The sequence below is a fragment of the Cytobacillus gottheilii genome (assembly GCF_001636345.1).
Classification (GTDB): domain Bacteria; phylum Bacillota; class Bacilli; order Bacillales; family Cytobacillaceae; genus Cytobacillus; species Cytobacillus gottheilii.
In genome coordinates this window covers 3,435,766-3,451,396 of record NZ_KV440945.1, presented here as the reverse complement: position 1 = coordinate 3,451,396, position 15,631 = coordinate 3,435,766, and the positions used below count along the sequence as shown (strand labels likewise).

At 38.6% G+C, this 15,631-nt stretch carries 15 protein-coding genes and 1 other annotated feature; of the genes, 13 read left to right on the top strand and 2 right to left on the bottom strand.

From position 1 onward, the window contains the following. Positions 1–230 precede the first annotated feature (230 nt). The 3 genes from pgoN to tyrS all read left to right on the top strand — a co-directional run bounded on the left by pgoN (position 231) and on the right by tyrS (position 3,262). Positions 231–1,070, top strand: a complete 840-nt coding sequence (gene pgoN / locus A6754_RS16670) for a glyoxal/methylglyoxal reductase (RefSeq protein ID WP_066448343.1) — start codon at positions 231–233, stop codon at positions 1,068–1,070. A gap of 180 nt (positions 1,071–1,250) precedes the next feature. Beyond that, entirely contained in the window at positions 1,251–1,769 is a 519-nt protein-coding gene (locus A6754_RS16665; RefSeq protein ID WP_066448340.1) for a MarR family winged helix-turn-helix transcriptional regulator, read from the top strand. Continuing rightward, positions 1,766–1,978, top strand: a binding site (T-box leader). It overlaps the preceding gene by 4 nt. Positions 1,979–2,011: 33 nt before the next feature. Next, a complete protein-coding gene (gene tyrS, locus A6754_RS16660) occupies positions 2,012–3,262 on the top strand; it encodes a tyrosine--tRNA ligase (RefSeq protein ID WP_066448338.1) in 1,251 nt (416 codons plus the stop codon). A gap of 70 nt (positions 3,263–3,332) precedes the next feature. Here the strand turns inward: tyrS and A6754_RS16655 are convergent, their stop codons facing one another. Then, entirely contained in the window at positions 3,333–4,454 is a 1,122-nt protein-coding gene (locus A6754_RS16655; protein ID WP_066448335.1) for an NADH-dependent flavin oxidoreductase, read from the bottom strand. A 384-nt stretch (positions 4,455–4,838) separates the two neighbouring features. Here A6754_RS16655 and A6754_RS16650 point away from each other — a divergent pair, with 384 nt between their 5' ends. Beyond that, entirely contained in the window at positions 4,839–6,167 is a 1,329-nt protein-coding gene (locus A6754_RS16650) for an FAD-dependent oxidoreductase (protein ID WP_066448331.1), read from the top strand. 328 nt (positions 6,168–6,495) lie between these two features. Continuing rightward, positions 6,496–6,858, top strand: coding sequence for a group I truncated hemoglobin (locus A6754_RS16645; RefSeq protein ID WP_066448329.1), 363 nt, complete (start codon positions 6,496–6,498; stop codon positions 6,856–6,858). Positions 6,859–6,925: 67 nt separating this feature from the next. Here A6754_RS16645 and A6754_RS16640 read toward each other — a convergent pair whose 3' ends face one another. After that, positions 6,926–7,369 carry a GNAT family N-acetyltransferase gene (locus A6754_RS16640; RefSeq protein ID WP_066448326.1) on the bottom strand — a complete coding sequence of 148 codons (444 nt, stop codon included), beginning with the start codon at positions 7,367–7,369 and terminating at the stop codon, positions 6,926–6,928. A gap of 263 nt (positions 7,370–7,632) precedes the next feature. Here A6754_RS16640 and A6754_RS16635 point away from each other — a divergent pair, with 263 nt between their 5' ends. From A6754_RS16635 to A6754_RS16600, 8 genes are all read left to right on the top strand, one after another. Beyond that, on the top strand, positions 7,633–8,148 hold the full coding sequence (locus tag A6754_RS16635; protein ID WP_082851833.1) for a hypothetical protein: 516 nt from the start codon (positions 7,633–7,635) through the stop codon (positions 8,146–8,148). A 57-nt stretch (positions 8,149–8,205) separates the two neighbouring features. Further along, positions 8,206–8,982, top strand: a complete 777-nt coding sequence (locus A6754_RS16630; protein ID WP_082851717.1) for an alpha/beta fold hydrolase — start codon at positions 8,206–8,208, stop codon at positions 8,980–8,982. A gap of 36 nt (positions 8,983–9,018) precedes the next feature. Further along, a complete protein-coding gene (locus A6754_RS16625; RefSeq protein WP_066451688.1) occupies positions 9,019–9,645 on the top strand; it encodes a DUF3885 domain-containing protein in 627 nt (208 codons plus the stop codon). A 462-nt stretch (positions 9,646–10,107) separates the two neighbouring features. Then, a complete protein-coding gene (locus A6754_RS16620; protein WP_066448314.1) occupies positions 10,108–10,812 on the top strand; it encodes a response regulator transcription factor in 705 nt (234 codons plus the stop codon). Continuing rightward, on the top strand, positions 10,809–11,810 hold the full coding sequence (locus A6754_RS16615) for a sensor histidine kinase (protein ID WP_066448307.1): 1,002 nt from the start codon (positions 10,809–10,811) through the stop codon (positions 11,808–11,810). The genes A6754_RS16620 and A6754_RS16615 overlap by 4 nt, the downstream gene beginning before the upstream one ends. 83 nt (positions 11,811–11,893) lie before the next feature. Continuing rightward, on the top strand, positions 11,894–12,658 hold the full coding sequence (locus A6754_RS16610; protein WP_066448301.1) for an ABC transporter ATP-binding protein: 765 nt from the start codon (positions 11,894–11,896) through the stop codon (positions 12,656–12,658). Further along, the gene (locus tag A6754_RS16605; protein ID WP_066448298.1) at positions 12,633–14,528 is read left to right on the top strand and encodes an ABC transporter permease; all 1,896 of its coding nucleotides are present in this window, start codon (positions 12,633–12,635) and stop codon (positions 14,526–14,528) included. The genes A6754_RS16610 and A6754_RS16605 overlap by 26 nt, the downstream gene beginning before the upstream one ends. Before the next feature lie 234 nt (positions 14,529–14,762). Beyond that, positions 14,763–15,629 (top strand): M23 family metallopeptidase, encoded by an 867-nt coding sequence (locus A6754_RS16600; RefSeq protein ID WP_156495811.1) that lies wholly within the window; start codon positions 14,763–14,765, stop codon positions 15,627–15,629. The last annotated feature ends 2 nt before the right edge of the window (positions 15,630–15,631 follow it).

Below are 15,631 nucleotides of genomic sequence, written 5' to 3'. Positions count from 1 at the left end.
AAAGCGAGTGTCCGCAGCGCAGGTGGAACGGACTTGTTTATATATCCAAACCAAGATATTTAATATTCGTGTTTTAGAAATATCTGCTGCTGGAGTAGTCCTAGTCTCATATTTTAAGTAAAATTGATGTGAAGTTTAAGCTTTAAAAATTGCATCTCATTACCAATTCTTGATAATATTAATCAGTAAGTAATATTTAGAAACACGAACTATACGTTAGGGGGATGCAAATGCCAGCAAATCTGCAAGATACAACCACATTACATAATGGTGTCAAAATGCCTTGGTTGGGCCTAGGGGTATTTAAAGTTCAAGACGGAGATGAAGTTATTCAAGCCGTTAAAGCTGCCATCAAAAATGGATACAAAAGCATCGACACAGCAGCCATTTATCAAAATGAAGAAGGTGTCGGCCAAGCGATTAAAGAAGCTGGTGTTCCACGTGAAGAACTATTTATTACATCAAAGGTCTGGAACGGCGATCAAGGCTATGAAGAAACATTAAAAGCCTTTGATACGAGCTTAGAAAAATTAGGTTTGGAGTACCTGGATTTATACTTAATCCACTGGCCAGTTCCTGCTCAGAACAAATACATAGAAACATGGAAAGCATTAGAAAAATTATATAAAGATGGACGAGTTCGTGCAATCGGTGTAAGTAACTTCAAAGAGCATCATTTAGAGGACTTGCTGAAGGATGCTGAAATTACACCAATGGTGAACCAGGTTGAGTTCCATCCGCACTTAACACAAGTGGAATTGCGCGATTTCTGCAAAAAGCATAACATCCAGCTGGAATCATGGTCACCATTAAAGCAAGGCCAGCTTTTAGATGAGCCTACAATCATGAAAATTGCCGAAAAATATGGCAAAACTACAGCTCAAGTTATTATCCGCTGGAATCTGCAAAATGAAGTCGTAACCATTCCAAAATCCATTAAAGAAAACCGCATCATCTCAAACGCAGATGTATTTGACTTTGAATTATCTCAAGAAGATGTGGAAACTCTTAACGGACTAAACAAAAGTGAACGTGTTGGATCCGATCCAGATGAAATGAATCGAGTGTAACAAAAAAGGCAGCTTCGGCTGTCTTTTTTTGTGCCCAAATAGAGGAAGTGATTGAAAAGTCTTTTGAAATGATCGAAACCCACCCAAGATTGACCGAAAGTGCAAATACCTCTTGCATTACTACCCAACCTTTAGTATTATCGTTTCATAGCTAACGATTAAGAAAATTTGAAGGGAGTGATGTGTATTTATACATTTAATGAGGATGGCGATCTACTGCAGGAAGAGAAAGATACAATCAGCCAATTGTCTAAGATTCCTCTGGATTCCCTTAATTTAAACGCTGTTTCAGTTGTGACAAACATTTATCGAGTGGCACAGGGCTTGAAAAATGAAATGGAACGAGAAGTGCTTTCTAAGCACGGTCTTTCCTGGACTTCATTTTCTATCCTGTATGATTTATGGATCTGGAAGTCAGTTGAAACGAAAAAATTAGCAGAATTAAATGCGGTCTCAAAGGCTACGATTAGCAATATTACGAAAACCTTAGAGAAAAAAGAGTATTGTTACCGGAAAACGGACCCAAGAGATCGGAGAATAACCTTTCTGGCGATCACGGAACAAGGGAAAAAAGTAATCGAAGAACTTTATCCGCAATTTCATCAGAGTGAAGTGAAAATTGCCTCAAGCTTGAGTGAGGATGAGCAAAAGACTGCGGCAGAATTATTAAGACGAATGATACGAGATAATCAATATTAAATGTGATGATAGGAAAAGCAGTAGGATTTATTGTCCTGGTTCAGAGAGTCGATGGTGCTGAGAATCGATACAGTGATAAATCCGAATTACATTCCTTGAGCTTTCTTTTGTATATTTTTATGCAAAAGGACGGACGATCCGTTATATCGCAGAGTGGAAGACTGTAATCTTCAAAAAGGGTGGTACCGCGTAAACCATACGTCCCTTTATGAATGTTACGGTCTTTATTTTTTTTTAGGAGGATGAAAGCAATGGTGAGCAAATTAACGCAAGAACAATTAGCGGAAGTAAAAAGGCAAATGAACATCTACACACAAGGTACAGCAGATATTATTCCAACAGAAGAGCTGGAAATGAAAGTGGCAAAGTCAATCCTGGAAAATCAGCCGCTAAAAATTAAATTAGGTTTAGATCCATCTGCGCCAGATGTGCATTTAGGTCATAGTGTTGTTTTAAACAAATTAAAGCAGTTTCAGGATAACGGGCATATCATTCAGCTGCTGATTGGCGATTTCACAGGTAAAATCGGCGACCCAACCGGCAAGTCGGCTGCCAGGAAACAATTGACGGATGAAGAAGTGAAACATAATGCAAAGACCTACTTTGAACAATTCGGCAAAATCATGGATATGGAAAAAGTAGAGCTGCATTTTAATTCAAAATGGCTTTCTAAACTGAACTTTGAAGATGTTATCAATCTGGCTGGAAAAATTACTGTCGCAAGGCTGATGGAAAGAGATGACTTTGAAGAACGAATTGCTTTAGGCAAACCAATCTCCCTCCATGAATTCTTTTACCCGTTAATGCAAGGCTACGATTCTGTTAAATTACAGTGTGATATTGAGCTTGGCGGGACAGATCAGCATTTTAATATTCTGATGGGCAGACATTTTCAAGAGAAGTTTGGATTGGAAAAGCAAGTGGCGATGTTAATGCCATTATTAGAAGGACTTGATGGTGTTGAAAAAATGTCAAAGTCAAAGAAGAATTACATTGGCATTGATGAAAAGCCAGAAGAGATGTACGGGAAAGCTATGTCAATACCAGATGAATTGATGATCAAATACTTTGAGCTTATTACAGACTTCTCTCCAGAAGAAATTGCGAGCATAAAAACGGACATCACATCAGGTTCCCTGCATCCAAGGGATGCGAAAATGCTGCTGAGTAAAACCATCGTAAGAATGTACCATGGTGAGGAGGAAGCTGAAAAAGCAGAAAATCACTTTGTTTCTGTATTCCAGAAAGGAATTTTGCCTGATGAAATTCCTGAAAAAGAGTGGAGCGGCGATCGGAAGCTTTCAATTGTTGACTTGCTATTAGAGCTGCAGTTTTTCCCGTCTAAAAGTGAAGCCCGCCGAATGATCGGCAATCGTGGGGTGAAAGTGAATGGGGAGACAGTTGAAGATTCTGGAATGCAACTGGAGATCATAGAGGGCCTCATTGTACAGGTCGGAAAGCGGAAAATGGTGAAGGTTAAGCTGAAAAAATAAAAACGAGGGATGTGAGTCCCTCGTTTTTTACTCTTTAATTCCTTCTGTCTCTTCAATCCAAAAGGAACATTTATACTCCAGGGAACCAGCCTGGTGTATGAATAATTGCATTCCATAATGGATCTGGAACAACAAGTTCTTTCTGGCGATCTTTATCGATCTCCGTCACAATTTCATCTTCTTTTCCAGCTTCTACTTTTTGTACCCAATCTGGATCGATAATCAGTTCTCTGCCTAATGCTAAAAGCGGAACGCCTGTTGCGAATGCTTTCTTTGCATCCTCTGCACTATAAATAGAACCAACCCCAATTAAAGGAACACGATTATCGATTTTTTCTAATAAGTAATGGATGCGTGTTTTCGATAGATCATCAACACCGCGTCTTGGTGTTGAATGGAAGTCCTGAAGAGAAACATGCAAGTAATCTAAACCTTGATCTGATAGTTTATCAACAAGAGCAAGCGTATCATCCATTGTAATCCCTGGTGTTTCCGGCTCTTCTGGCGAGAAGCGGTAGCCTACAATGAATGGAGATTTAGCATGTTCTTTTACCACACTTTTTACCTTTTCTATGACAGCAAGAGGGAACGTCATTCGTTTTTCAAGGCTGCCGCCAAAGCGATCTTCTCTGCGATTTGAATGCGGGGAGAAGAATTGCTGAATCAAGTAGCCGTTTGCTCCGTGAATTTCAACCCCATCATAGCCAGCTTCAATTGCGCGGCGAGTTGTTTCACCAAAAGCCTCAATCATTTCTTCCACTTCAGCCTCAGATAAGCCGCGTGGAACCGGATTTCCTTCACCTTCTGAAGGAATATTGCTCGCACTTACCACATCTCCATTTACTAAATCAGGAGGGCATTGTCTGCCGCCATGGAAGATTTGCAGAATGGCTTTTGCGCCTTGTTCTTTAATGCCTGAAGCTAGTTGCTTTAAGCTTGGGATAAAATCATCACTATAGCCAGCAAATTCCCCAGGAAACCCTTGGCCATTTGGCGTGACATTTGTACAAGCCGTAATGACCATTGATACGCCAGATGAGCGGCGTGCATAATAGTCTACTTCAGCATCCGTAACAGTTCCATCCTGATTGGAAGAAAAATTCGTCATTGGTGCCATTACTACACGGTTTTTCAGTGTTATGCCATTCGGCAGGGTAAAAGAAGATAACAGTGAGTTGTTTTCATTAGTCATACTTTTTTAATCTCCTTAGTTGGTTTTTTTAAGACGGTATAGAGGTAATCATATGTAAAAACATTAAAACTGTAAAAGAATCTGCTTGCTTAGCTTTTCCAATCTGTTGAGTGCTAACCAGCAGACTGAAGGTGAAATCTCTAGTCAGTAAGTTCCAGCTAAGAATTTTAGTTTTTTTTCTTCAAATGGGGATTACTATTATGGAGTGTAATGCTTCAAAAGCCTTATGTGACGAGGTTTTGAATAGTATGTGATAAAAATCACAAAATATGTTGATTATTTCACAAAGATATCTTATAATGAGTTCATAAGGTTGATTGTGAAACAAATCACAAATAATATGTGAAGTTTTTAACAAACATAAACTCTAGGAGGAACACATAAATGAAAATTGCTGTTATTGGATGTACACATGCTGGAACTGCTGCGGTATCAAATATGGTGAAGCTTTACCCAGAAGCTGAAATTACAGTTTATGAAAGAAACGATAATATTTCCTTTTTATCTTGCGGAATTGCCTTGCATGTTAGCGGCGTTGTGAAAGATCCAAACGGTTTATTTTACAGTTCTCCAGAAGAATTGACGGAGCTAGGCGTTAAGATGCTGATGAAGCATGAGGTAGTAGATATTAATGTAGAAGAGAAAAAAATCACAGCAAGAAATCTGACAGAAGACAAAGAAGTGACAGACACATTCGATAAGCTTGTCATGACGACTGGATCTTGGCCTGTCATTCCGAAGATTGAAGGCATTGATATGGAAAATGTTCTTCTTTGTAAAAACTTCCATCATGCGAACACAATCATTGAAAAAGCGAAGGAAGCACAAAATATTGTCGTTGTAGGGGCAGGTTATATTGGCATTGAGCTTGTAGAAGCATTCGAAATGAGCGGGAAAAATGTAACGCTTATTGACGGTGAAACAAGAATCTTAAGCAAGTATTTAGATGAATCTTTTACAGAAATTGTTGAAAAGGACTTTACTGACCGCGGCGTTCAGTTAGCGCTGGGTGAAACCGTTAATCGTTTTGTTGGGGAAAATGGCAAAGTATCTGCTGTTCAAACAGCGAATGGTCAATACGAAGCAGATCTTGTGATTCTTTGTATCGGATTCCAGCCGAACACTGGCCTGTTAAAAGGGCAGATTGATATGCTTGCAAACGGCGCGATTAAAGTCGATGAGTATATGCGCACGAGCAATGAAGATGTATTTGCTGCTGGGGACAGCTGTGCGATCCGCTATAACCCTACAGGTGAATATGCTTATATCCCGCTTGCAACAAACGCGGTGAGAATGGGAACGCTCGTAGCTAAAAACTTGGTAAAGCCAACTGTTCGCTATATGGGAACTCAAGGTACATCAGGTATTAAAATATATGATCAAAACATTGCAACAACAGGCTTAACAGAAGCATCAGCTCAACGTATGGGATTGAATGTGAAAAGTGTCACAATTGTTGAGCATGACCGTCCAGAATTTATGCCAACCTATGAAGAGGTACAGCTGAAGGTTGTGTACGAAGAAGATTCAAAGCGTATTGTTGGAGCACAGGTTATGTCTAAAATCGACGTGACTCAATCAATCAACACATTATCAGTTTGTATTCAGAATAAGATGACAATGGATGAGCTTGGATTTGTTGATTTCTTCTTCCAGCCTCATTACAACAAACCTTGGAACTTCTTGAATCAAGCGGGGCTGCAGGTGATCTAATAGCAGTTCGTTTTGAAAGCCGAGTACGGATAGATATTCCGTGCTTGGCTTTTTTGTTGTGTAGGTGTGGGCGGATTGGAATTTGGCGGATAAATCAAATTAAAGGCGGATATATTTTTTTACGGCGGATATTTCCTAATTAACGGCGATATCTGCTATTTCAATTACTATGATCCGCATAATTCATGCTGGTTTCTATCGTTTTTTATGGTATTCGATCTTTTCTTCGCTATTTTTCCACTCTTTTCATTTTATTGCTCCAAAAAAGGAATAACACCTTTAACATTGTGGAAAATGATAGTATAAGAATTTTGATAGGGGTGTTACCATGGAAAAAACACTATACGAAAAAGTTGGCGGAGAAGAAGCAATTTCAAAGGTAGTAGATTATTTTTATAACGAGCTGGTACTTAAAGATGAGTCAGTCAATCACTATTTCAAACATACTGATATGGATAAGCAGCGCCAGCATCAGGCAAAGTTTATCAGTTTTGCTTTAGGAGGACCAAATCAGTATTCCGGAAGATCCATGGCAAAAGCGCATGAAGATATGGATATACAGCCGGCACATTTTGAAGCGATTGTGAGACATCTTCATGATGCACTTGCACACTTTGGCGTCGAGAAAGAAGATATCAATGAGGCGCTGAGGAAAGTGGCGGCATTAAGAGAGGATATTATTCATAAATAAGTGCCTTGAAAAAATAAAAAAGGTGGCGGATCCATTTCATTTCCGCCGCCTTTTTATGCAATTTACATTAAAGTCTCTTTAAAAATACGTAGCTGACCTTATCATATTCCATCTTATCTTCATAAAACCGATGTGCATCCTTTCTTTGCAGACCAGAAGAGAGGGAGACGATATTAAATCCTTTTTCATTTGCCCAATCATGTACATAGTTTAATAGTTTTTCACCATACCCTTTGGAACGGTGAGAAGAATCTGTTACTAAATCACAAACCCATATGGATTTTCCGTTGTATAAGGTAATCATCGGCATAAATCCAGCAAGAGCTGCGATTTTGTTATTTACGTATAAGGCAGCTAATGTATACTGTTCCTTTTCTGCTGCTTCCTCTACTAACTCAAGGTATTGCTCCTCTGTTAAATGAGTTCTTAATTGCTTCATGACGGGATAAGCTTCCTGCCATTCTTTTTGAGTGGTTAGTTCCCGGATGGATATACTGTTTTCATTTGTCATCTGCACACCTCTTTTTTCTCAGCGCGTTTTTTAGTGCAGTTAGCTTCATTAAAAAAGGCTGATGTATTTATGAAAATTATATAGCATTTCTATATGAATCTTCCTAACAATTACATTATTTTAAAAACAGCTCTTTGATTACTGAGAATTTTCCGTATCAAATTACAAGAGCACCTAATTTTGTTATTATTTAATTATTAGTAACAATTTCCAAGTGGAAAGCTGAAAATGTATATCTAGGAGGGCTAGCTATGAATTTTGTCATGAAATTTGGCGATACGAATTTCATAGGTGTTGCAAATACGGAAGAATATAAGTCGTTTGTCAGCGAAGATTGGGATGTTGATGATTTACTCTTTAAGCATATTGCCGAAGAAATGAAAAATGGATATATCCTCTTCTTTCAAATGACAGCAGAGGGAATTGAGCACTCCTGGAATGTTGAGGTATTAATTGATTCAGAAGAAGAGAATATTGAACAATCTTGTTTCCGTAAAGCTTCGGGTTTTATCAAAGTGACACACGAGCAGCTGTTCTTAGTTGATTATGATTGCATTACGATGGCAGCACAATTTGAAAATCATAAAGTGCCAGACCAAAATTGTTCTCAATATAGGATTGAAATTCCTAATGGGGATTATCAGGTTGAAGTTTTTCAATATTATAATGTTGATGATGATGAATATACTGGCACCAATCAAAAGGATATCCTGCTGCATTTTCGTAAAGCAGATCAATTCCAAGATATTGCAGATAAGACTTTTTGGTATACATATTAAGTTGAAAAACCTGGTGAAATAGTAGTGAAAACCAATTTATCCTGGGGGGAGAATAAATTGTACTATAAAGAATACGGTGCCGAACATTCGAAAATGATTGTTTTTATTCACGGGGGCGGAGTCAGCGGCTGGATGTGGGATCAGCAGGTAGCTTATTTTTCCCAGCGTTATCACTGTATGATTCCAGATCTGCCCGAGCATGGAAAAAGCAGAGGAGATGGGTTGAAATTCTCGATTGATACTGCAGCAGATCAGCTGATTGAATTGATTGAAGAAAAAAGAAAAGGAAGAACGGTGGCAGCAGTTGGGTTTTCTCTAGGTTCACAAGTGTTGATATCTATGCTGGGAAAAAAGGAAGATCTAATTCAATATGCAATGATTAATAGTGCTTTGGTCAAGCGAATTCCTTTTGCCAACATGCTGAACCAAACCATGATCATGGCTTTGCCGCTGGTAAAGAATCGAACATTTGCTAAAGCACAAGCTAAAGCGCTTGATATAAGTGATGTGTATTTTAATCAGTATTACCAGGAAACACTTCAGATTAATAAACAAGCTTTTATGCGAGTCATGAATGATAATGCCTCATTTACGCTCCCTTCATCGTTCCATACATATCCACACAAAATATTAGCTACGGTTGGTGAAAAAGAGAAAAAAATAATGAAGGATTCAATGAAAGAGATGACACACAGCAATCCGAATGTTCAGGGAATCATTTTTCCTAAGATTGGCCATTCAGCACCTCTTTCTGCTCCTGACCTTTTTAATAGACTTTTAGAAGAATGGATGGAAAACAATACGATTATAGATGAAATAAAAAAAGAAGCATAAAAGAAATGAGGCTACTAAATGCAAGTTGACCAATTCATGGAATCAAATTTTTCTGGTTTAGCACTGAGACCGCCGCTTTTTTACCATTGGGATGTTGGCATCCGATTTGAATTAGGGGTGGATTATGAATTTGACAACATTTATGAAAATTGTCCATATATAAGAGGTGTGTACGACAGAGCAATCACCTTGTTTAAGACGGTACATTCTCCAGCAGATGATTTATTTATGGTAGTGGATGTACATGATTATGCTGAAGGAGAAGTGTTTAAGGGGAAGTTAAGTACTTTTTCTAAGTATATAAAAAAGAAATCTGTTCTGTATAAGTTACAGGAGAATACTATTCCTTTTGTTTTTCCGGAAGATGATGAAGATGGGGAGTATAAGACCTATCGATTTACATTAAAATGTAAAGCTGAAGATATAGCTTACATTCCTTTGTTAAAGGCGATCTGTAATCAGGATATGGCATTACAGCCAAAAATATTTCATTATGTTTATTTTATCAATATGACTAAAAAAACAATCTTTCACGTTTATGATGATCGCGGCTGTGATCTGCTTGCAGCAAGTCCACAAACCATTCGGGGCATCTATGAAAGCTATAATGAATGGATATTAGATTATGACCGGGAGAAAATAGATCAGGTTTTTGCAGAATGAGGCTGGGACATAAGCAACTAACACACCTATTGAACCGAATGGTAAGGAAGGCATCTTTCTAATCATTTGGTTTTTTATTTATAATTATAAAATATATTTTATTTACATGAGTGAAATGGAGCGGAGGGCCCTCGACTCCTGCGGGCTGCAGAGCAAAGGGTGAGACCCCACAGGAACGAAGAGACGAGTAGGCTCAGCTTGCTCCCCGCGGAAAGCGAGGGTCCGTAGCGCAATGGAACGGTCTTGATTTAATACCGAAACTAAGATATTGAATATTCGTGTTTTAGAAATATTAATTTCGATTTGTCCCATCCTCTTTAAACGCTGGAATGCGTTAACCTGGCGTTTATGTATATATGTAATAAAAAATGCCTTTGTAAGGTATTCTTGGAATGTCATAATAAATAGCTTCAAGCAAAACGGGTATGGTAAATTTATCTTGTGGAAAGGAGATATCATAATATGGAAAAAATCATGATTGTTGAAGATGATCAAAAAATTGCCGAATATTTAAGTTCATATATAGAAAAGTACGGCTATCAAGTAAATATCGCCGCAGATTTTGAAAAGATTATAGACACTTTCCGGGAAGTAAAGCCCAATCTTTTACTGCTGGATATTAATCTGCCAAGTTATGACGGCTATTATTGGTGCAGGCAGATTCGAAAGGAATCCATTTGCCCTGTGATCTTTATTTCTGCGCGGACAGGCGAGATGGATCAAGTGATGGCGATTGAAAATGGCGGAGATGATTTTATTACAAAGCCATTTCATCCGGATATTGTCATGGCGAAGATCCGCAGCCAAATGCGCCGTGCCTATGGCGAGTATGCGGCTAAATTTGAAGAAAGAGTTTTATCGGAGGCCGGTCTTAATTTGTATCCTGAGCGATTGGAACTTCAATTCAAAGGCAGGAAAACGACATTAACCAAAAAGGAAAACGATATTATTGAACATCTGCTTGAACGCTATCCGCGCGTGGCCGGACGGCAGGATTTGCTGGAAAAGCTATGGGATGATCAAGTTTATGTGGATGAAAATACGCTCAATGTCAATATTACCCGGGTTCGGAAGAAGTTTGAGGAAATTGGGATTACGGATGCAGTTGAAACCGTGAGAGGGGCAGGATACCGGCTGCGCATTACTTGGGATGAGGGGCAATCATGAAGTTATTTCTGCGCGAGCACCTGCTCTTAATTGTGATTCAGGTTTTTCAATGTATGGTCGTTCCTGTTCTCTTCTGGCTGGATGGATACCGTGGGATTGGTGTAGTCATTTATGCTATTTTTCTATCCATAATACTTTTATCAGGATATTTGATTTATCAATATGGTAGCAGAAGGAAGTTTTATCAGCGTCTGCAGAATTCAATGGAAACATTGGATGCTTCTCTAGAAACGACCGAACGTTCACCTATTTCAGAGGCGCTTGATCAGTTGCTTCTATCACAATATCAGTTATATCAGGAGAAGCTGCGAAAAGCTGAGGACCAGCAGGATGAGCATTTATTATTTATGGATCGCTGGGTTCATCAGATGAAGACACCGCTTTCGGTCATTGAGTTAACAGCCCAAAGCTTAGATGAACCTGAATCTTCAAGTATTCGCGAAGAAACGGACAGAATGCGGAATGGATTAAATACGGTGCTTTATATGGCAAGGCTCCGTACAATTGCAGAGGATTTTCACATTAAGCCAGTTGTACTGTCTAAACTGATTCATGAGGTTAATCAAGATAACAAACGTTTTTATATTCGTAATGCGGTATATCCGCAGGTTAAAGAAGAAAGACCAGGAATTACCGTCGCAACAGATGAAAAGTGGCTGTTCTTCTTACTAACGCAACTTATACATAATGCCGTTAAGTACTCTTCTGGACAAGCAGGAAATATTGAGATCTCGATCTACGAAGAGTTAGGAGAATGTGTTCTCGAGGTAAGGGATTTTGGAATTGGAATTCCTATAGCAGATCAGAAACGGGTTTTCAGTAAATTTTTCACCGGGGAAAATGGAAGAAAATATCGTGAATCAACGGGGATGGGGTTGTATTTAGTAAAAGAAGTAGCTGATAGGCTTCAGCATGAGATTGTGCTGGAATCTGTTCAAGGAGAAGGGACGGTCATCCGCATTATTTTTTCACCTACACAAAACCTTACATCAATGTAAGATTCGTGAAAGCATAATCGATCGTATAGCTCACCAGATACAGGCTATACTTCAACTAGAAAGAAATTGAGAGGAGATTGGTTATGCTTAAACTTACAAATTTGGGCAAGGTTTACGAAGGAAAAGTAGCGTACCGTGCTTTAACGGATATCAATTTAGAAATAGACAAAGGCGAGTTTGTGGCGATCATGGGACCGTCTGGAAGCGGGAAAACGACGCTATTGAATATAATTTCAACGAACGATTCACCAACAACAGGCAATCTAGAAATCGAGGGGAAAAATCCGCATCGATTAAAGAAAAATGCGCTGGCAAAGTTCCGCAGAAATGAATTAGGCTTTATTTTTCAAGATTTTAATCTTTTGCATACCTTAACAGTGGAAGAAAATATTGTGCTGCCGCTCACATTAGACGGTGCTTCTGTAAATGAAATGAAGGAAAAAGCAGGGAAAATGGCTGAAAGCCTTGGAATCACACCGATTATGAATAAACGGACATATGAAATATCAGGCGGGCAGGCACAGCGTGTAGCTATTGCCCGGGCAATGATTCATCAGCCTAAGCTGCTGCTGGCTGATGAGCCAACAGGGAATCTGGATTCAAAGGCTGCCAAGGATGTTATGAATATGCTGGGGAACATTAACAAAAAGGAAGAAACGAGTTTGTTAATGGTAACTCATGATCCGCAAGCGGCGAGTTATTCTGACCGGGTCATCTTTATTCGTGACGGGAAACTTCATTCAGAGATCCATCGTGGGGAGAGCAGGCAAGCTTTTTTCCAAAAGATCATTGATATGCTTTCGCTGATGGGAGGCAATGATCATGACTTTTCGTCAGTTCGCATTTAATAATGTGCTCCGCAATAAAAGGTTGTACATTGCATACTTCTTAAGCAGCATGTTCACGGTTATGGTGTTTTTCACCTTTGCTATTTTTGCCTTTCACCCTGCCTTTTCCGGAGGAGATATTAATAGAAACATCATTTTCGGAATGGCAGTTGCAGGCGGAATTATCTACGTATTTTCTTTCTTTTTCGTTTTGTATTCGATGAGTTCTTTTTTGCAGTCGAGAAAGAAGGAATTTGGTTTGTTAATCATGATGGGGGCTTCTGATCGGCAAATTCGCCTGATGGTCTTTCTGGAAAATATCCTGATTGGCTTTTGTGCAACAGTCGGCGGAATACTGGGAGGATTGATCTTTGCCAAGTTTATTTTGCTTATTGCAGAAAATGTTTTAATTATTGAAGAATCCCTTCATTTCTATTTTCCTGCTATGGCGATTGCTGTAACATTTGGAAGCTTTCTGGTACTCTTTTTTCTTATATCGATTTTTGTTTCCTTTATTCTTCGTACGAATAAGCTGACCGATTTGATTAAAGGAGATAAGAAATCTAAGGGGGAGCCGAAAGCTTCTGTTTTCCTCTCCATTATAGCTGCGATTCTTTTAATTGCTGGATATGTGACAGCTGTACTGGTTAAAGGGATATTCGTTGTATATGCGATGATACCCGTAATTTTGGTCGTCGTAATAGGAACGTATCTCTTGTTTACACAGTTAAGTGTTTTTATCATACGTCTATTGAAAAAGAATAAATCAATCTTTTGGAAGAAAACAAATATGCTTCTTTTTTCAGATCTTTCCTTTCGCATGAAGGATAATGCAAGAACATTCTTCTTAGTAGCGATCATCTCAACAGTTGCCTTTAGTGCGATTGGTTCATTATATGGTTTTCAGTCTATCCTTACTAAAGATGTAAAGAATTCCACATTATACGATGTTACGTATAGTCCATGGGGCGATGATACGAAAGAAGTCATTCAGCAGGATATTCAAAAAATAAATGCAATCTTGGAAGAAGATAATATTGAGGCTGTTAGTGAAACAATGGATGAGGAAATTTTTAATATCTCTGAACAGATTAGCTCAGTACAGATTGTAAAAGCCTCTGATTACAATCGCTTTGCCGCATTAACTGGAAAAGAGGAGCTTCACCCTGCAGAAATGGAAGCAATTGTTGTGGGTCAGAGTGAGGCCATCTTAACGGAAGACACAAAAGTGGACGAAATGATGATGCAAGAAGAGATCCAAATTCGAGACGGTCGAGAAATTATCCCAAGCTCTATTATTCAATCTGCTGTGCTAGATATATACAATCCGTATTATGTTGTTAATGACAGTATCTATGGGCAGCTGGGAGAGCCGGTTAGAAGTGATGTAAGTGCTGTATGGGCAGCTAAAGATGCACAGGAAGAACAGATCATCGAAGTGGGAAGAAAACTGAATGAACAATTGGAGCATAAAGCCTATTCTATTGATTATTCTATTTATGAAATCAATAAAACGTTTGGACCGATTCTTTTTATCGGCCTGTTTATTGGAATCGTGTTCTTCGTTTCTGCTGGGAGTTTCCTGTATTTCCGCTTGTTTACGGACCTGGATGAGGAAAAAAGAAAATTTAAAGCTATCGCTAAAATTGGTTTGACTCAAAAGGAACTGAAAAAGGTAGTCAATCGCCAAGTGGCACTGCTCTTTTTCTCGCCGATCGTGGTTGCACTCGTTCACGGAGCTGTGGCACTTACAGCATTATCACATCTTTTCAATTATAATCTGACGACTGAATCAGCCCTCGTATTGGGGAGCTTTACAGTTATTCAAGTGATCTATTTCTTAATTGTTCGTTTTATTTATGTGAGACAGGTGAGAAGAACCATCTTATAAAAAAAAAGGAGCTTATAATTGTTGAACCTTCAATAGTTATAAGCTTTTTTTATACGATCAAATGTATAAATGAATAACAGAGTGGAACGCTCGCAGTAATGTAGTATAAGTGTTATTTTCATTCGGTAGCTTTTCTTTATCTGCAAATGAAACCTGCATGGCCGTTTATCCGTAAGAATAGTCATGCAGCCGTGAGATAACATAGAAATCTAATTTACTGAAGGGATGAATAGAATGAGAACGGATCAACCTGTAACTCCCGAAAATTTTGGTGAAATGTTTCTTTATGGAAATCCGGAAGTCATCTATGAACAATGCAGTAATGAATTTAAAGAACTAGTAAGCTTCCAGCAATTTAGTGAGCTATTGAAATCTTTTAATAGCAATGTTGAAAGCTTTCATCTTGAATCTGCTTCGCATCTTGGATTTGTCACACAATATGTGTGGATTGATGAGCGCAAGGAAAAGGCAATAAGTGTTGCATTTGACTCTTCTGATATTATTCAAAGCCTTTTAATAAAGCCTTATAATACGTTTCCAGAAACTGATAACACATACTCAAAGAATAAATATGTGATGCCCATTAATGAAGAATGGTTTGTATTCTGGGGCGGAACGAATGAGTTTATCAATTATCACTATTTATACGAATCTCAGCGTTATGCCTATGATTTAGTCATGATGAAGGAACATGTTACATATCAGGATGATCCAGCGAGGAATGAAAACTATTATGCCTTTGGCAAAGAGGTAACAGCGCCGGCAGATGGTAAAGTGGTAAAAGTTGTTAACCATATTATCGATAATATTCCAGGTGAAATGAATGAAAAAGAGGCAGCAGGCAATTATGTCGTTATAAAACATGAGCATGAAGAGTACAGTATGCTGGCTCATTTTAAGGAATCTTCCATCCTAGTTGAAGAAGGCGAAGCTCTGGAACAAGGTCAAATTATTGGACTTTGCGGAAATTCAGGCAATTCTTCAGAAGCACATATACATTTTCAGGTGATGGATACGCCAGATCTATTTAACTCCAAATCACTGCGCATTCAGTTTGCGGGTGGTGAGGAACCTACTCAAGGGGATTTTGTAACAGAATAATA